Below are 18,569 nucleotides of genomic sequence, written 5' to 3'. Positions count from 1 at the left end.
CCCCTCTCCAAACCTCTCCCCTGCAAGGGGAGAGGCTTTAAAACCCCCATTCCCTTGCAGGGAAGGGGGGTAGGGGGGTTAGGTTTTTGGAGATTACCGGTTTGATATAATACTTTTCAAACAACCTCTAAGGTCAAGCTGCATAAAAATTATCATAAGTAGGTGAACACAATAAAACCAAACTGTGTAAAGAAACGTAAAATCGCCCAAACCCTCTTCACTCTTGCCTCTTGCCTCTTGCCTTTTGCCTTGCCATAACGACAATTTTCAACGCCAACCTACTTATGTACATCTGATTTATTTGCCCAAGTTCGACAATGCCGTTATTGGATACTACTTCACCTGCAGGAGTATAAATGTCAAAAATTACACCATTCTGGGGAGCTTTAACATAAGTTTGATCTAAGTTGGCTTTGGCTGATACTAAGTCTACTGGACGCACTTCATCTATTTTATTTAATGAAGTACATTCTATTTCGCGCAGAGGCGCAAAGAAGCAAAGGCGCAAATTTGATTAATTTGTCGGTTTTAAAGATGAGGAAATTGAAAAATTGTTAAAATAAATATGAGATGGAAATAGATGAGTAAATATAATTTATTGGGAGAGATATAAAGTTATTATTGCTTATTACTCCAGCAATTGGTATTCTTATAAAAGCAGGCTTAATCCATTTATAAGTATCAAATAAATGAATCACCAAACTACCTTTCAAGAAATTGCTTCTCAATTGCAATTATTCCAAAGTATAGAACAGAAAGAAAGATTTATATTTGTAATTGGTGCTTTAACATCGCGGTTAATTAGTTTATATAAAGCTTCCGAAATAATGGAAATGGATACAGAAATGTTTTTGAAAGTTTTAGAATTAATGGGGATAGATTTTTCATATCTTACAGTTGAAGATGTTGTTATAGAGAAAATCTGGTAAGCATGATGAAAATAGTTTTGATGGTATTTTTGAAGATTGATAATTAAATTCTTGCTATTTGAATCTGAGTTGTAAATACGATATTACGATTGGATTTGTCAAGTACCGCATCAATTCTATCGTGATTAGTTTGTATGTATTCCTGGATGCTGAAAAATGAGCAGGTAAGCCGATAAAATTAGTCAGAATGCGGGTAGCAGTTAAAGCTGTCAAAATTCTAGAATGAAATATAAGGTGAATGAATTAAAATTATTGCTATGCTGAACCGAATCAAAGACTTAACAACAAATATATCACACCGCTTAGTCGAAATCCGTCGCCATCTTCATGCACACCCAGAACTTAGTGGGCAAGAATATCAAACCGCTGCTTTTGTTGCAGGTGTGTTATCTGCCAATGGCTTGCACGTAGAAGAGGGAATAGGTAGAACAGGTGTCATTGGTGAATTACAAGGAACTCAACCTAGTGATAGGATATTGGCAATTCGCACTGATATGGATGCTTTACCCATTCAAGAACGCACAAGTTTAGAATATGCTTCTCGAATTGAAGGAGTCATGCACGCTTGTGGCCATGATATTCATACTACAGTAGGTTTGGGGACAGCGATGGTACTTTCCCAAATTGCCCCTGAATTGGGTGGAAAGGTGCGGTTTTTATTTCAACCTGCTGAGGAAATTGCCCAAGGTGCAAATTGGATGGTACAAGATGGAGTGATGAATAATGTTGCGGCTATTTTAGGGTTACACGTTTTTCCTTCCATTCCCGCTGGTTCAGTTGGTATCCGTTACGGTGCGTTAACAGCCGCCGCAGACAATTTAGAAATTATTATTATTGGTGAATCTGGACATGGTGCGCGTCCCCATGAAGCCATAGATGCAATTTGGATTGCAGCGCAAGTGATTACATCATTACAACAAGCTATTAGCCGCACTCAAAACCCTTTGCGTCCCGTAGTATTAAGTATTGGCCAAATTAATGGCGGAAGAGCGCCAAATGTAATTGCTGATAAAGTACAGTTATTAGGAACAGTGCGATCGCTTCACCCAGAAACCCGTGATAAACTACCACAGTGGATTGAAAACATAGTGGCTAATGTTTGTAATTCTTTCAACGCCAAATATCAAGTTAATTATCATCAAGGTGTTCCCAGTGTTCAAAATGATAATGCCTTAACACAACTATTACAATCCTCCGCAGAAGAAGCTTGGAGTAATGATCGTGTCCAAATTTTACCAGAACCATCATTAGGTGCAGAAGATTTTTCTGTTTATTTAGAACACGCCCCTGGTTCAATGTTTCGCTTAGGTGTAGGCTATGAAGAGAGAATAATTAATCATCCCTTGCATCATCCCCAATTTGAAGTTGATGAATCTGCTATTATTACTGGAGTAGTCACATTAGCTTATGCAGCTTATAAATATTGGCTAAATAAGTCAGAAGTATGATTTGTGTGATTGGTTTGATTTAGATGATTAATTAGTCAAACAAATCACAAAAATCACAAAAATCACAGAAATCACAAAAATCACAGTCCAGAAATTGCTCTTTAAATAAATTCCAGAAAATTACACTGTCAATCATGCCACCAATCGAAACTATAGATTCCAACTCATCAGAACAAAGCACTAATAATTGGTATTTAGTCACTGTCCGTTCTAAAAAAAGAGAAGTATTTTTGAAATATCTGAATTTAGCTATTAGCCAAAATCAATTACAAGACTTGGTAATAGAGATAAAAAGTCCCCAAGATGCAGTTTATCAAGATATTGTTTTATTAAATATCAGTAATTTCAAAAATACCTATATACAACTTAAAAAAATCGAATGTTTCCAAAATATCGAACGAAAACCTTTAGCATTACCACAAGTAAATAGAATGTTGGGTATTGGATAAAATTTATAGCAGAGAATAGGGAATAGGGCAAGTAGAAATTTATGAAAAAATCTTTTTTAGCTCTTTTCTATGTGTTCTCTGTGGTTATAAAAAATCCAAAAAATACATAATGGAAAAAAGAGTAAAAGTTAAACCAAATTCTCAACAGCAAAAGATTGAAGAATTAGCAGATGGTAGTTTAACTGTACATCTTAAATCACCACCAGTAGATGGTAAAGCTAATGAAGAGTTAATTAAACTACTAGCCAAAAAATTTGATGTTGCTAAATCCTCTATCAGAATTAAATCTGGGACAACATCTCGACAAAAGGTAATTGAAATTGATGGAATTTAGGGCAATTATCAATTACCAATCACCCATTTGGCACAATTGCTAGGTATGATATTTTATCTGCAAACATTTACCCAGTAAAACCTGACTATGACTCAAAACTACCGCATTACCCTACTACCTGGAGATGGCATTGGTCCCGAAATTATGTCCGTAGCAGTGGACGTGCTGAAATTTGTCGGTAAACGCTTTGATTTTTCCTTTGAATTTTCCACAGCTTTAATTGGTGGTGCTGCTATTGACGAAACAGGCGAACCACTACCCGCTGTTACCTTAGATAGGTGCCGCAATAGCGATGCTGTCTTACTCGCTGCTATTGGTGGTTACAAATGGGATTCTCTCCCCTCAAATTTACGCCCAGAAGCAGGTTTATTGGGGTTGCGGGCTGGTTTACAACTATTTGCTAATTTACGTCCTGCGAAAATTCTCCCCCAGTTAATTGACGCTTCCACCTTGAAACGAGAGGTTGTAGAAGGAGTAGATATCATGGTGGTGCGGGAACTCACCGGCGGGATTTATTTTGGTAAACCCAAAGGCATTTTTACAACAGAAACCGGAGAAAAACGCGGTGTAAATACGATGGTTTACACAGAATCAGAAATTGAACGCATTGGCCGCGTAGCTTTTGAAACAGCGCGGAAACGAGGTGGTAAACTCTGTTCAGTGGATAAAGCCAATGTGTTAGAAGTATCTCAATTATGGCGGGAAAAAATTACACAACTTTCCTCAGAATATACTGATGTTGAGTTATCTCACTTGTATGTAGATAATGCCGCCATGCAATTAGTCCGCGCTCCCAAACAATTTGATACAATTGTTACAGGAAACTTATTTGGTGATATTCTCTCTGATGCTGCGGCAATGCTCACAGGTAGTATAGGAATGTTACCTTCTGCTAGTTTGGGGGCTGATGGTCCCGGTGTCTATGAACCAGTTCATGGTTCAGCCCCGGATATTGCCGGACTTGATCAAGCCAACCCCTTAGCACAGGTTTTAAGCGCCGCCATGATGTTGCGTTATGCTTTAGACCAAGCAGCAGCAGCAGACTTAATTGAAAATAGCGTGTTACAAGTTTTAGAACAAGGTTATCGCACAGGAGATATTATGTCCCCAGGAATGAAACTTGTCGGTTGTCGAGCTATGGGCGCAGCACTAATGGAAATTCTGCAATTAAAATCACGTTAAAGTGTAAATCTGGAAGTTTTACTATTTATTGTGAAGACTTTCAGATACACTAAAAGCAAATCTGTAAATCTCAATATAAAAGCCAATTGTGTACGCTTTACAACAAGAACAGGCAAACTTTACCCACTCCAAAAAGCATCCTTCTTTGATTGATCCTACTGTAATTAGAGCAGCTAGTCACATCTACTATACCTACTGTGAAGTCCATCCAGAAATAGTAGGAAAAGCTACAGGAGTAGCAATTAGTCGGGTAACTCATCGGGGTAAAGTGATTTTTACTAAGTACCCAGTGTTATTACCACAGGAATGTTTTGTGCCGTTGAATCAAATTGAGTCCTATATGTATTAGTCAACTGACAACTGACAAATAATAATATGGACATTTTAATGAATATTTCAGCCAGTATCATTGTCTTTGTTTTGGGTGCATCTCTGGGTAGTTTTATTAATGTTGTGGTTTATCGGCTACCGGCTGGCTTATCAGTGTTGTGGCCACCTTCTCGCTGTCCCAAGTGCTTAAATAGGTTGAAGGCTTATGATAATGTCCCGGTTTTCGGTTGGTTGTGGTTAAAAGGGCGGTGTCGTTATTGCCAAACTCAGATTTCTCGCCGTTATCCATTAGTGGAGGCATTAACAGGGATAATATTTTTAATAGTATTTTGGGTTTTTCAATTTTCAATTTTCACCCTGGGATATTGGGCTTTTTGTAGTTGGTTATTGGCTTTATCTCTCATAGATTTAGATACAATGACCTTACCTAACCCCTTAACTAAATCGGGTTTAATTTTAGGAATAGTCTTTCAAATGGCTGTTGGTTGGTTATCAGAACCGACTGCGGTGGGATTATCAAAACGCTTAATAACCGGAATAGCCGGTGCAGTTCTGGGTTTATGGCTGTTTGATGCGATCGCCCTTTTAGGTTCTATGGCTTTTGGCAAAACGGTCATGGGTGCAGGTGACGCTAAATTAGCTGCTATGATGGGAGCATGGTTAGGATGGCGTTATTTACTACTAGCGGTTTTTATCTCCTGCATTTTGGGAGTATTCGTCGGTGGTGGCGCAATTATCCTCTCTCGTCACCAAATGGGACAAAAAATGCCTTTTGGACCCTTCCTAGCGTTAGGTGCGGTAATCACTGTTTTTTGCGGTGAAACTATTTTGTCCCCATATATGAGATTATTTTTGCCTGGATCTTAATATCATTTTTTAAATCTTTTTTTTGTTTCATGCTTATGGTTTTATCCACTTAAACCTGTATCGCACCTGACTGTAGCTGTGATTACCCCATTGAGATTTAAATATGTCTAAACTATGATTTTTATGATCTTTGTGATTTTTATGATTAACTAATCATCCAAATCAAAATAATCACACAAATCATAGTTATGACATTTAATCATCTAAATCATAGTTCTGATTTTGTCCTCACACCTAATTACATAAGATAAAAATGGCAAACAACGAAGAATCACGCGGTTTAAAGTCTCTATTTGATTGGTTCGCAAATCGGCGTAAATCAGGAAGTCCCAATTCAGAACGCCAAGAACGGGAAATTGCTGATGGTTTATGGCATAAATGCCCTAAATGTGGTGTTCTTAGCTATACAAAAGATTTAAAAGCTAATCAAATGGTTTGCGTTGATTGTGGTCATCATAATCGCGTTGATAGTGATGAACGAATTCGCCAATTAATTGATGCTAATACCTGGAATCCATTGGATGAGCATTTACGCCCCACTGATCCCTTACAATTCCGTGATCGTAAACTATATAGCGATCGCTTGCGAGAAACACAAGAAAAACTAGGACTGATAGATGCTGTTAAAACTGGGTTAGGACAAATTAACAGCTTACCCATAGCTTTAGGAGTCATGGATTTCCGGTTTATGGGTGGAAGCATGGGTTCTGTTGTCGGGGAAAAACTCACCCGCATGATTGAACAAGCCACCCAACGGCGTTATCCTGTCGTCATTATTTGCACATCAGGTGGTGCGAGAATGCAGGAAGGAATGCTGTCTTTAATGCAAATGGCGAAAATTTCCGCCGCCCTCCAACGTCACCGAGATTCTAAACTATTATATATTCCTGTTTTAACCAACCCAACTACCGGAGGTGTTACCGCTAGTTTCGCCATGTTGGGTGATATTATCATCGCTGAACCCAAAGCAACTATTGGTTTTGCGGGAAGACGGGTAATTGAACAAACTCTCAGAGAAAAACTTCCTGAAGATTTTCAAACCGCTGAGGACTTACTTAAACACGGATTTGTTGATGATATCGTCTCCCGTACTCAATTAAAAACTACTTTGACACAATTAATTGCGCTACATCAACCTCTCCCCACAACGACACCAAGTATGGTTTTGTGGGAAACAATGAAATTAAGTTCCGCTACTGTTGAATAAAAAACGGAAATGAGGGAAGAAATTTCCTTCTTCCTTCAACAACTGACAACTGACAACTGTACGGGCGAAGCATTTGGAGAACTATTTTTGGCAATGACCGATAATTTATCTTCCAAATGCTTCGCCCCTACTGACAACTGACAACTGACAACTGACTCCTTCTACTTACCCGGTTCTTGGACAAAAATTAGGGGAATTAGCCCTAGTAGTCTGCATAGGCTAGATAGCGCAAATAAGCCTAATAAACCGCCAAATTCCTGGTTTTGGGCAATAAAACCGCCGATAGTTGTCCCTAAAGCTCCACTCACGCCCCCGACAGCCGCAACAATGGCAAAATAGATAGATTTATTTCTCACGGGGGCAATTCCTAAATACATATTAGTGCTACATAAATCAACTCCTGCCCAAGTGATGCCAGTAAAAATATGTAAAAGCGGCAACCATAACCAAAAATCAAGTTGATGATGACCAATTCCTAACCATAATAATGGCGTAATTGCGACTAAAATACCCACACAGATAAGAATAGGACGATTACCGATTCTATCGGCTAATTTCCCCCATATAATCAACACTAACAGATTTGCCCCGGTCTGAAGACTGCTATAAATAGTTACTAAAGTCACATCTAAATCTAAAGTATCTAATAAGTAGAAGTTGAAAAAAGGTGCGCTCAAATGCACAGCCAACATCCAGATACTGAAATAAAGCAGAAATAGTAAAAATTTAGAGTTCTGCCCAATAATAGTAGTCCAATTAATTTCTTCTTTGCAAATATCTTGAGGAGGATTTTCACAAAAATTCAAACTATGCTGATTTTGTAATTGCGGATTTACGTCTGCTTGAAAATATTGACAACACAAACTAATAATTCCACAAATAGTTCCTAAAGATAGAACTAATCCATAACCTTCGATAGTTCCACCATGCCAATTTGATATTACTAATCCCGCTAAAGGTACACATATTAAATTCGTCAGATTACAAGCACTATTCCGAATACCAAAATATCTCCCTCGTAACCTGCGGGGAACAATAATGGCTAACCAACTTAGCCAAGATGCACTTCCTAATCCTCCCAGAAGATGACTAAAAAGGACAATTGACAGTGTTAATACTACCAATTGTTGAGAATCTAGTGAACTGGAATTGTTAGCAAAAATGCCAATAACTAGAATTAACCACAATAACCGAGAAGTTCCAAAAGTTAATAGAGAATATTGAAATCTACTGGTAGTTTGTTCAGAAATGTAAGCACCCACAGGTTGAATAAAATTTACCAGCATGGGAATTGAGGATAACATTCCAAAGATCACCGGAGTAGCATCCAACTCGACTAACAAATTACTGACTAAAATTCCCCCGGTACTCAGACCAAAAATAGATGCAAAAACGGCATCTATGGTAGAAGCTTGTAAACTGGTACGAATATCTTTTTTAGCAAATTGCTGAGGAAACTTTTTCGTTAGTAAAGAGTCAAGATTGGGAGTTTGAATATCCAGTGCTTCAACTGTGTCAAGCGGAAGGGAATCCATATTATCATAAATTACAGAGCTATCTTTTGTTCTTATATTTTTCAATATCAGTTTGCAGACTCACAGTCTATAAAACACCTGAAAAAATGTCATCAGTATTTCATAATTGGGAGATTAATCAAGCTTTTGCAATTAATAATTGAGGAAAAGATCCAATTCTCCCTTATTTCTCCCCATGAAAATAATTGTTTATATTTATACTTATCCATTACTAGATACTGTTCCCAACCAAAATGACTGGGGTTGGGAAGTAGATAAAATTTATGAAGATTTGGGAAAACGAAACGATAACACCAGATCCCCGACTTCTCTAAGAAGTCGGGGATCTGAATTATTCATCTTGATTTCTAGGAGCTTGTTTGCCTTTTTTACCTGCATTCCGCACATTCATGACTTTACCCAGTAAATCAAACCAAAAAGGCGCACCCATAGCAATAGCAATACCACTCACAAGCCAACCAGCAATCATACTCAAAACACTGAAAATAGGTAACCCATTAATTCTATATTTTGTGCCGTTAATTTGCTGTTGTACGTTAGCACTTGTCCAACCAATTGGTAATTCAACTTCTTTTAAAATCTCGTTAGGATCTACTTTACTCATATCTGAAGCATTAGATCCTTGTGGTACTACTTGTACAGCCTTGTTAATAATTATTTCTCGTAATAAAGAATCCTTAGATAAGCGATTAATGATATGAAAAGTATCGGCATTGGCTGTAATAGCTAAAGTTATGCCAATGATAATTGCTACTCCCTTAGCATTACGTTTGTAAACACCACCGGCTCTTTCCATAGAACTATCAAAACTATTTTCAATTTCTCTTCGCAAGATAATAATACCTTCTTCCGTGCTTTTAGCTTTCAATTGGGCGCGTTTTGCCATAGTTTCAATACTATCAACAACAGAATCTGGCAGAATATCAATTAGTTCTTTAACTTTTTTATAGGTTTCACTATCTTTATATTGGATAGCTGCTATAACTTCTCCATGAATATCACTACCTTTCTTAATAGATTTGACAATTTCATTGATATTAGGTTTTAATCCTCCTAGCACTATGGCTTTTTCTGCATCTGCAAAAATATCTTGTCTGACGAATTTTAGTTCCCGCAAAGGTTTATCTAAAATATCTTCATGATTGCCTATGTTTGCTTGGAAACTATCTATATATTTATCTAGGCTATCTCTCATCCTATTTATCGCCATGTAGATATCATATTTATCCTTATTAAACTCATCAGTAATGCGGTTATACTCTAATTCTAACTGTTTATAATCTGTGGCAATATCAGTAGCAAATTCACTAGATAACTCTTGATTATTAATGTAAACCTGCAACTGAATTAAAATTTGTCTGATATCATCTAAACGTTCATTTTTGAATTGTTCTAGTCTGATTTCAGTTAATTTTTTGACCAATACTGGCAGTTGGAGTGTATCCATAAAACTATTGGCAAAACTTTCACCACCAATATAGGAAGGCGCACTGCGTTTTTGATCACCAAAAACAGTTTCTTTTCTAAATCTAGAACTAGACTTTCTGAATAGACTAAAGAATGAGCCAATTGCCCAAGTTGCTTTCCGAGGTAAAGTTGCTAATAAACCTTTAGCCTCTTGATTAATACTTTGAATTAAAGGATTGCCATAAATTTTATTAACTAGTTGAATTACTTCCGGTTTTTCTGAGTTTTGAGCATCACCAGCTAAAAGAATTTCAATTGATCTTCTCAAGTGTTCAGCCCGCCATTGCAGTACAGTTGTCAATAGTTCTTGGATTTCTGAAGCCAGTAAACTTAAAATTAAGTAAATAAAAATTAAACCCAGTGCCACATCTAAAATAAAAGGTAGGTTCATTGACATTCTCCTTCAGGGTAATTGAGCAAATGCTAATGGTAGTATTTATATCATTTAATCGGCAAGATGCCTGTAAACTTCCTGAAAAAAATTAATCAGAAAATCTTCGCCAAAAAATTATCTCTGTTCCTGAGAAACTGAGCTAATTTGGGATCTAGCCATTGCTTTTAAAAATAGATTGTTCCCGGATGGCAACATAGGAGATTCGCTTTGATCTCTATGTGATTAAACCTAACAATTATAAGATTCGCATAGAATATGCAAGAAGGAAGCTTTATTTGGACTCATCTAGAAAAACAGCACCGTGTGGTTGAAAAAAAGATTGATTGGCTATGGCTAATCCTCTTGTTATTGGCAGCGGTGATCTTATTTAGCATCAATCTTGGCGGTTTGCCCTTACAAGATGGGGATGAGGCAACAGTAGCCAGGGTAGCGCGGGAAATTTGGCAAGCTCCAGCAGATTCAATGCGCTGGCTTTACCCCACTTTGGGCGGTGAACCATATCACCACACACCACCGCTGATGCACTGGTTAATTGCTGGGGCTTATGCTCTGGGTGGTGTTAATGAATGGACAACTCGTCTACCTAGTGCAATTTTGATGGCAACTTCTGTACCTTTGTTGTATTGCATGGGGAGAGAGATATTTCGACACCGTTGGGCAGCTATTTATAGTTCCTTAATTTATCTAACAATGCTGCCAGTGGTGCGTTATGGCAGGTTAGCCGTGTTAGATGGGGCAGTTGCCAGTTTTTTAATTTTGATGATGTGGTTTGTCTTGCGATCGCGCCGGGATTTGCGTTACTGCTTAGGTGTAGGCATTAGTTTCGGGTTAATTTGTCTAACTCAAGGCGTGATGGGTGTTTATTTAGGTGCAGTTGTTTTAGTCTTTCTTTATTGGGATACACCTAGACTACTCGCAAGTTATTATTTCTGGACAGGTATTTTCATCGGTTGTCTACCTGTATGCTGTTGGTACGGATTTCAAGTATGGCACTATGGCTATCCCTTCAATATTGATGTGAATACATCTTTAAACCATATCCAAACTATTACTAATGGCAGTTTCCAAGCACCTTGGTATTATCTTTTAGAAATCGCCAAGTGGACATGGCCTTGGTTGATATTTCTCCCCCAAACTATCCGCATTACCTGGGAGAATAATAATTTAAGTTGGGCAAAATTGATTATTGTTTGGTGTGGTGTTTATCTATTAATTATTTCCCTCATTAGCTTTAAACTTCCCTGGTATATAGTTCCTATTTATCCAAGTTTAGCTTTAGCTTTGGGGTTTCAATTAGCAGAAATAGAAAATGTGCCTGTAGTTTCTGGCTATCCCCGCGCTTGGGTAACGAGTTTAGCAATATTGGCTGTGGTGGCTTCTGCAGGCAGTATTTATTTTAGTTGGAGAACTTTAGACAAAGTAGAATTACAGATAATTTTTGCAGCAGTGGCTTTAACCATGACTTTAGCGGCAATTTTAGCAGAGCGAGGTGATAGACAATTTCTGAAAATTTTAATTTGGGGAAGTTATATTTCTCTATTGTTATTAATGAAATCTCATTACTGGGTTGGGGAATTAAATACAGCTTATCCTGTTAAACCAGTAGCAGCAATGATCACTAAAATAAATCCAGCAATTAAGGAAATCTATACATCTTTTCCCTACCATCGTGCTTCTTTGGATTTTTATAGCGATCGCACTATTATTCCTGCTTCTATTGGTGAGTTACAATATTACTGGCAGTATGATAGCCAACCTTATTTCCTCCTCAATATATCTACCGTAGAAAACCTCCAATTCAACTCTATCAAAGTCATAGATCAAGTAGAAGATTGGCAATTAATTACCAAAGAAAATAACTCATTTTAACAATACCTTTGCCATTTTTATTGTTTCGGAGGTTGGGTTGAGCGAAGCAAAATCCAACGCTGATGTTGTCTTTCCTGTAATACAACCCAACCTGGGAATTCAGGCTTTTTTCAATTTGGCGAAAGTATTTTTTAAGGTTCCACAAGAAATCTATTTTTCACCCTTGTTCATTCTTTCAATTTGGGGAATTTCTTGGCCATCATGACTCATATTATCTTGAGTCATAGTCACAATCCCGAAAAAAATCGCACTTCCCACAACCAAAGACAAAAAAGGACGCTTAATGAAGATAAAATCTCTGATTATCCGTGCCAAAGGTCGGCTTTGACGACGTAAAGCCGAAGAGATCATCATTTGTTTCCAAATAAACGGGTCACGAACATAATGTCCGCTTTGACAAACAACTAACTTTTCTTGGCAATAAGGACAGGAAAACAAACCAATATAGGATTTTATTGGCGTGGTTCTGTTATTTCTTTGGCAAATTGGGCAAGTAACATAATGATCATGAAAAGTATTTGTACTCATCTACCTCGTCCGCCTATTCCCTTGATTCTATTTATAACAATATCTGTATTGAATTTTACTGAAAATCCAGCGGTTATGCCATAGTCACTGATAGTTATTGGCAAAATACTATGATAGCGATATGCAATTGCATGAGATCCAAAATTTACCTAAAACTGAAACACCAAAAGACTTTCAACTCTGTTGCCTATTCCCTGCTCCCTACTATATAGACTTTAAGAATGAAATTGACCTAAGGACATACTTCCTTATATACTAACTCAAGTTGCTAGTACCGCAGTGCGGAATTAAAAATTAAAAATTAAAAATTAAAAAAGCAGATTACACAAGCTTTTGTCAAATTTTTAATGGTTGATTGACTTACGCCGTTGTGTACTAGTACCGCAGGACGGAATTATTTTTTATAAATATTTTGTGATTTTTGCTAATTAATTATTGAGCAGGCAGTTTTTCCCATAATAAACCACAATAAGAAATAACAGATAAAAAATCGTTTTTTCTGACAGTTACCCCGGTTATCAATGACTCTCTTGCCTCCGACTTCGCAGACGAAGGTCACGGAATCCGATACTTTTTCCCCACCTTCCATGCGGTTCACTCAGTTAATTAATCGTTTTCAGCCCTCCTCAGAAACAGTAGTGCTTTTTTTAGCCGTGCTAATTGGCGGTAGTACAGCTATGGGGATAGTCACCTTTCACTATTTAATCCAGCTAATTAACAATTTCATGCTGGAAAATCTGATGGGACAAATTGGGAGCTGGGGTGCTTGGACTTTAGCTGCTGTTCCCACTTTGGGTGGTATCATTGTTGGCCTCATGCGTTGGCGCACTCAGGATTTTGGTCCAGGACTTTCTTCTCTCATAGCTGTTTCTCAAGGCAAAGAAGCCAAGAAACCCCTCCGACCGGTCACAAAAATGATCGCTGCGGCTGTTTCTATCGGCAGTGGTGCATCCTTGGGTCCCGAAGGTCCAAGTGTAGAAATTGGGACTAATTTCGGAGTTTTATTGTCTGATATATTACAAGTTTCTCAAGAACGTCAGCGGTTACTCTTAGGTGCTGGGGCGGCGGCTGGTTTAGCTGCTGGTTTTAATGCCCCCATTGCTGGCGTATTTTTTGCCTTAGAAGTAGTCATGGGAACTACATATTTTGCTACTTCTGCGGTAAGTGTGGTGTTACTTGCCGCTGTTGTCGCCGCCTTAATTGCTCAAATTGGTTTAGGTTCACAACCGGCTTTTGCTTTACCTGCTTATCAAGTTCGCAGTTACCTAGAATTACCTCTTTATCTGGGTTTAGGTTTAGGTGCAAGTTTAATTTCTCTCACCTATACTGAATCAATTCGGTTAGCCAAATCCGCCTTTGCTGGTAATTTACCAGGGTTGAAATTACTAGGTAAAATTCCTCAATCAATTCAGCCTATTCTCGGTGGTGTAATCATTGGTATAGTCGGTTGGCGCTACCCGCAAATTTTGGGGATTGGCTATGAAACCGTAGAAGCTATGCTCCAGGATGAGGATTTTTCGCTGAACCTATTACTGATATTACTGGTGTTAAAATTGCTGATGACAGCGGTAAGTTCAGGGAGTGGTTTTGTCGGTGGATTATTTGCACCAGCGATGTTTTTAGGTGCGTCCTTTGGGTCTGCTTATGCTAAATTTTTGGCTTTGGTAGCACCAGGAATTGGAGACTATATGGCTGCTCCTCCAGCTTATGCAATGGTAGGTATGGCAGCGGTTTTGGCAGGTAGTGTCAGAGCGCCATTGACAGCAATTTTAATGTTATTTGAATTAACCCGCGATTATCGGATTGTTTTACCTTTAATGGCAGCGGTGGGTTTAAGTGTTTGGTTAGTAGAACGAATTAAACCAACTTTAGATGCTAATGCTAATCTGCAACAGATTGGTTTGCCAGAATTGAAAGATGAAAAAGTAGAACTTTGGCAGCAAATGTTAGTCGCAGATGCTATGCACGCTTACCCCAAAAAATTATCAGCTACTCTGGGAGTATTAGAAGCTGCGGTAGCAATGACACGGGAACGAATTCGCAGTGCGTTGATAATTGATGATGATGCTGGCAAGTTGGTGGGAATTCTGTCCTTAGAAGATATTAAACGGACTCTGGCTCTATGGCAAAATCTTTCTAATTCATCTACTGAAATTCAGGAATATTTATCTAGTCAAAAACTTATAGATATTTGTACTACGGATATTCTCTATGCTTGGGAAGATGAACCTTTATCTGAAGCCTTAGACCGCATGGCATTACGTGGGTTACATCAATTACCAGTGGTAGCTAAAGACAATCCTGATTTCATTCTGGGTTTATTAGAAAGAGAACAAATTGAATTAATTTGTAATTTAACGGCAATCACTAAGGTACTACATCAATATCTACCAGTGATTACAACCACTGAATATATAGAGGAAATTGGGAATTGGTGATTGGTGATTGGTGATTGGTGATTGGTGATTGGTGATTGGTGATTGGTGATTGGTGATTGGTCAGTTGTCAGTTGTTGGTTGTCAGTTGTCAGTTGCTGGTTGTCAGTGGCAAATATCTTCTTATTGCCTGTTCCCTGTTCCCTGTTCCCTGTTCTCTAAATTTTGGTAATTGGTCAGTTATTAGTTATGCAGCAGTCAGGGGTAAAACAAAACCACTGACAACTGACAACCCATAACTGACTAATGAATATTCATTAAGCTGTAGCTTCTACTTCCACATCTTCTATAGATTCCGAATCTACTTGTCGGAGTCGAATGTGCTTTTTCCCTAAAGTGATGACAAACTCATCACCAGGTTGAAGATTCATCTGTTTTGTGTAAGCTGCACCGATTAATAAGTTGCCGTTTGACTGCACACTAATTCTATAGCTGGCACTGCGTCCACCACGTCCATTCGCACTGGGTGAACTATCCAACTGAATACCCTCAGCATCAATTAGGGCATTCAAAAATTTCATCATATTGACGCGCTCTATACCATTTTTGGTAACAGTATAGTAGCCACACTGTTTAGCTTTTTCGTCTTTGCTGATGGCTTCTAGCTCTTTAACTTTTTTGAGCAGTTCGTCACCGACTAGGAGTTCAATTTTTTTTTGTTTAGGCATCAACTTAGGTCGAAAATGAATGTTGTTTGTTGTCAAGTGGATTTTATTTTAGCTGACATTGAACTAATAAGAACAGAATTCTTGAGTTTTTGGATCAGCCTAGCCAAGTATATTACACTCATAGACAAAATTGTTGCATTATTATCAATATTCTTAAAAAATTATATGAAATATAATTACAATGATGCTGATAGCTACTATAGAGAGGAATCCGGTTTTGATTCTTTAAATTATTAAAGATAGGCAGATTAAGAGGTAAGAGGGAAGAGGCAGAAGGATTGGGGAAATCAAATTAATCATAACTGCTATATGAAACTAACTACGAGAGGACATTACAGCGTGAAAGCATTGCTAGATTTGAGTTTACAGCCCAAGTATGGACCTGAATCGGTCAGAGCGATCGCCAAACGTCAAGATATTCCTGCTCCCTATCTAGAAAAGCTGCTCATAGAAATGCGTCGTGCCGGATTAGTAACTTCAATTCGTGGTAGCGTCGGTGGATATAAATTAGCAAAAAAACCGGCACAAATATCTATTGGCCAAATTTTAGAGGCTGTTGGTGAAAATATCACTAACTTACCTCTGAATAATCCCACACCCGCTCAAACAGCAGATTGGGTGACATCCAGTCTCTGGAACAGACTCAACCAAAAGCTCAAAGAAGCCTTGTACAATATTACCCTGGCAGACCTTTATTATGATGCTCGCAGTTGGCAAGCATCTCAAGGAGAAGAAGCCAATTTTGTGGTTTAGTGACCGAGTCAGAAGAAAGGAAAAAGCAAGAAAGAAGAATAAATAATCAACAATCAATAAAAAATGACATCTACTGTTTTGGTTTTGGCTGCATTGTTAGATTACTTAATCGGAGATCCTTGGGGTTGGCCTCATCCGGTGCGAGTCATGGGATGGGTAATTTCCCACTTGAGTAAATTAGCTCTGCAATATTGCCAAAATCCTCTTTCTCAGAGGCTTGCGGGAATTTTCTTAGGTGTGATTGTAATTACTGGTAGTGGCTTGGTAGGTTGGATAATAGTTCAAAGTGCCAAGTGGGTACATCCATTGTTAGGAATTGCTGTAGAAAGTATTCTTCTAGCTAGTTGTTTTGCTTTCAAAAGTTTACGAAATGCAGCAATGGAAGTTCTCCAACCTTTAAAAAATGGAGAATTAGAATCAGCGCGACAGGTTTTAAGTAATTACGTCGGGAGAGACACAGCCAATCTTTCCCCAGCGGAAATTCTCAGAGCAGTGTTAGAAACCGTTACAGAAAATGCCACTGATGGCGTAATGGCTCCTCTTTTTTATACTATTGTTGGTGCATTTATCCCTGTTATTGGTGCTGTCCCTTTGGCTTTAGCATATAAAGCTAGTAGCACTTTAGATTCCATGGTCGGTTATAAAGAACTACCTTATACTTATCTTGGTTGGTTTAGTGCGCGGTGGGAAGATGGTTTTACTTGGTTGCCCTGTCGGTTAACAGTGATCACTTTATCATTACTATCCTTAAAACCCTTAAATGTTTGGCGAATTTGTCGCCGCGACGCAATTAAAGATCCCAGTCCCAATTCTGGTTGGAGTGAATGCGCTTATGCTGCGGTTTTAGGTGTGCAAATGGGAGGAATAAATTGGTATCGTGGAGTAGCTAAAGAGAAACCACTTTTAGGAGATGCTATTTATCCCATTACCCCAGATTCCATTGATCAAGCTTTACAATTAACCCGATATGCGTTTTTACTATGGTTAGGAATAGCAATATTTTTAATTCGTTAGTTATCTCGTTCCCAGTCTCTGACTGGGAATGCTATCAAAGAGGCTCTGCCTCCAGTGTGATTGAAGGCAGAGCCTTCTAGCATTCATTCCCATACAGAGTATGGGAACGAGAAAACGAGAAAACCAGAAATTACCAATTACCAATCACCAATTACCAATCACCAATTACCTATCTTATGTCTACCAAAGTAGTTGAAATTCTCTCATCAGAAGAACTGCGTCGGACATTAACTCGTATGGCTTCTCAGATTGTCGAAAGGACACGAGATTTATCTCAATTGTTACTTCTGGGTATTCATACTAGAGGAGTCCCATTAGCTTATTCATTAGCCCGTCAAATAGAAATTCTGGAAGATGTTAATGTTTCTGTAGGCTCTTTGGATATTACATTTTATCGTGATGATCTTGATAAAATCGGGTTAAGAACTCCAGAGAAAACGGATATTCCCTTTGATTTGACCGGAAAAACGGTGGTACTTGTAGATGATGTCATTTTTAAAGGGAGAACTATTCGGGCTGCTTTAAATGCCGTGAATGAATATGGTAGACCAGAGGTAATTCGTTTAGCTATATTAGTAGATAGAGGTCATAGAGAGTTACCAATCCATCCAGATTTTGTCGGTAAAAAGTTACCCACAGCGAAGGAGGAAATTGTTAAAGTTTATTTACAGGATAGTGATGGACGAGATGGTGTGGAGTTAATTAGTAATTGAATTTCCTTTTTTGGACTTAAACTCAAAAGTATATTTTCTAGTTGTAGAGACGTTCCATGGAACGTCTCTACATTATTTACTTACCCCATAAATCGGGTATTTGGAAAACAAGAACTAAGGCTCTTCGGTACTTGTTATGCTAAATTATTTTTTTTAAATCCCAAGATCCTTGTATAACAAGGATTTTACATTAATTTATTGGTTATTTTGACAAATTTGGTATCAAAAACAATAAAATCCTTTATTTATATGGGTTGTGGGGTAAATAAACTCATATTTGGCATAACAGGTACGGAAGAACCAGAACTAAGAGGATGTTTGAAAAGTGGTATTCCGTAATTTTCATCACATTGCTACCCCCCTTAGTCCCCCCTTGTAAAGGGGGGAAACAATAAAAATCCAGTTCCCTCCCCTTTACAAGGGGAGGGTTAGGGTGGGGTAAAAAAT

The 18,569-nt window shown here is 38.1% G+C and carries 18 protein-coding genes and 1 pseudogene; 14 read left to right on the top strand and 5 right to left on the bottom strand.

Annotation, left to right across the window (positions count from 1 at the left end):
- Window positions 1–286 precede the first annotated feature (286 nt).
- A pseudogene (locus PN450_RS11815) lies at window positions 287–463 on the bottom strand (HlyD family secretion protein); the annotation flags it as partial.
- A 226-nt stretch (window positions 464–689) separates the two neighbouring features.
- Between PN450_RS11815 and PN450_RS11810 the strand changes: the two are divergent.
- From PN450_RS11810 to accD, 8 genes are all read left to right on the top strand, one after another.
- Entirely contained in the window at window positions 690–929 is a 240-nt protein-coding gene (locus PN450_RS11810) for a hypothetical protein (RefSeq protein ID WP_148761694.1), read from the top strand.
- Between the two features lie 257 nt (window positions 930–1,186).
- Window positions 1,187–2,377: a M20 family metallopeptidase gene (locus PN450_RS11805; protein WP_271836449.1), complete on the top strand. Its 1,191-nt coding sequence runs from the start codon at window positions 1,187–1,189 to the stop codon at window positions 2,375–2,377.
- A 134-nt stretch (window positions 2,378–2,511) separates the two neighbouring features.
- A complete protein-coding gene (locus tag PN450_RS11800) occupies window positions 2,512–2,826 on the top strand; it encodes a chromosome segregation ATPase (RefSeq protein ID WP_271836447.1) in 315 nt (104 codons plus the stop codon).
- A gap of 109 nt (window positions 2,827–2,935) precedes the next feature.
- Window positions 2,936–3,160: a DUF167 domain-containing protein gene (locus PN450_RS11795; protein WP_271836446.1), complete on the top strand. Its 225-nt coding sequence runs from the start codon at window positions 2,936–2,938 to the stop codon at window positions 3,158–3,160.
- 87 nt (window positions 3,161–3,247) lie between these two features.
- Window positions 3,248–4,342, top strand: a complete 1,095-nt coding sequence (gene leuB, locus PN450_RS11790) for a 3-isopropylmalate dehydrogenase (RefSeq protein WP_148761690.1) — start codon at window positions 3,248–3,250, stop codon at window positions 4,340–4,342.
- Between the two features lie 88 nt (window positions 4,343–4,430).
- Complete coding sequence (locus PN450_RS11785; protein WP_015079528.1) at window positions 4,431–4,691, top strand: hypothetical protein; 261 nt, start codon at window positions 4,431–4,433, stop codon at window positions 4,689–4,691.
- A gap of 26 nt (window positions 4,692–4,717) precedes the next feature.
- Window positions 4,718–5,539: a prepilin peptidase gene (locus PN450_RS11780; protein WP_213717571.1), complete on the top strand. Its 822-nt coding sequence runs from the start codon at window positions 4,718–4,720 to the stop codon at window positions 5,537–5,539.
- A gap of 253 nt (window positions 5,540–5,792) precedes the next feature.
- Window positions 5,793–6,746, top strand: coding sequence for an acetyl-CoA carboxylase, carboxyltransferase subunit beta (gene accD, locus PN450_RS11775; protein WP_015079526.1), 954 nt, complete (start codon window positions 5,793–5,795; stop codon window positions 6,744–6,746).
- A gap of 161 nt (window positions 6,747–6,907) precedes the next feature.
- Here accD and PN450_RS11770 read toward each other — a convergent pair whose 3' ends face one another.
- On the bottom strand, window positions 6,908–8,281 hold the full coding sequence (locus tag PN450_RS11770) for an MFS transporter (protein ID WP_271836445.1): 1,374 nt from the start codon (window positions 8,279–8,281) through the stop codon (window positions 6,908–6,910).
- Between the two features lie 331 nt (window positions 8,282–8,612).
- The gene (locus PN450_RS11765; protein WP_271836444.1) at window positions 8,613–10,139 is read right to left on the bottom strand and encodes a hypothetical protein; all 1,527 of its coding nucleotides are present in this window, start codon (window positions 10,137–10,139) and stop codon (window positions 8,613–8,615) included.
- A gap of 258 nt (window positions 10,140–10,397) precedes the next feature.
- On the opposite strand from PN450_RS11765, the gene PN450_RS11760 reads away from it, so the two are divergent.
- Window positions 10,398–12,011, top strand: coding sequence for an ArnT family glycosyltransferase (locus tag PN450_RS11760; RefSeq protein WP_271836443.1), 1,614 nt, complete (start codon window positions 10,398–10,400; stop codon window positions 12,009–12,011).
- Window positions 12,012–12,161: 150 nt separating this feature from the next.
- On the opposite strand, the gene PN450_RS11755 is transcribed toward PN450_RS11760, so the two are convergent.
- A complete protein-coding gene (locus PN450_RS11755) occupies window positions 12,162–12,539 on the bottom strand; it encodes a hypothetical protein (protein WP_015079522.1) in 378 nt (125 codons plus the stop codon).
- 521 nt (window positions 12,540–13,060) lie between these two features.
- Here PN450_RS11755 and PN450_RS11750 point away from each other — a divergent pair.
- Together PN450_RS11750 and PN450_RS11745 are read left to right on the top strand one after the other, a co-directional pair.
- Window positions 13,061–14,977, top strand: a complete 1,917-nt coding sequence (locus PN450_RS11750) for a chloride channel protein (protein WP_271836442.1) — start codon at window positions 13,061–13,063, stop codon at window positions 14,975–14,977.
- 71 nt (window positions 14,978–15,048) lie between these two features.
- A complete protein-coding gene (locus tag PN450_RS11745; protein ID WP_271836441.1) occupies window positions 15,049–15,213 on the top strand; it encodes a hypothetical protein in 165 nt (54 codons plus the stop codon).
- 18 nt (window positions 15,214–15,231) lie between these two features.
- On the opposite strand, the gene PN450_RS11740 is transcribed toward PN450_RS11745, so the two are convergent.
- Window positions 15,232–15,642 carry an AbrB family transcriptional regulator gene (locus tag PN450_RS11740; RefSeq protein ID WP_148761678.1) on the bottom strand — a complete coding sequence of 137 codons (411 nt, stop codon included), beginning with the start codon at window positions 15,640–15,642 and terminating at the stop codon, window positions 15,232–15,234.
- A 309-nt stretch (window positions 15,643–15,951) separates the two neighbouring features.
- Between PN450_RS11740 and PN450_RS11735 the strand changes: the two genes are divergently transcribed.
- The 3 genes from PN450_RS11735 to pyrR all read left to right on the top strand — a co-directional run bounded on the left by PN450_RS11735 (window position 15,952) and on the right by pyrR (window position 18,122).
- A complete protein-coding gene (locus tag PN450_RS11735; protein WP_015079517.1) occupies window positions 15,952–16,395 on the top strand; it encodes an Rrf2 family transcriptional regulator in 444 nt (147 codons plus the stop codon).
- A 63-nt stretch (window positions 16,396–16,458) separates the two neighbouring features.
- Window positions 16,459–17,409: an adenosylcobinamide-phosphate synthase CbiB gene (cbiB, locus tag PN450_RS11730; protein ID WP_271836439.1), complete on the top strand. Its 951-nt coding sequence runs from the start codon at window positions 16,459–16,461 to the stop codon at window positions 17,407–17,409.
- Window positions 17,410–17,585: 176 nt separating this feature from the next.
- Window positions 17,586–18,122 (top strand): bifunctional pyr operon transcriptional regulator/uracil phosphoribosyltransferase PyrR, encoded by a 537-nt coding sequence (pyrR, locus tag PN450_RS11725; protein WP_148761674.1) that lies wholly within the window; start codon window positions 17,586–17,588, stop codon window positions 18,120–18,122.
- The last annotated feature ends 447 nt before the right edge of the window (window positions 18,123–18,569 follow it).

It is taken from the genome of Dolichospermum lemmermannii CS-548 (assembly GCF_028330815.1).
Lineage (GTDB): Bacteria > Cyanobacteriota > Cyanobacteriia > Cyanobacteriales > Nostocaceae > Dolichospermum > Dolichospermum lemmermannii.
The sequence above is the reverse complement of the archived record's forward strand: the minus strand, read 5'-3'. Positions and strand labels throughout refer to the sequence as shown.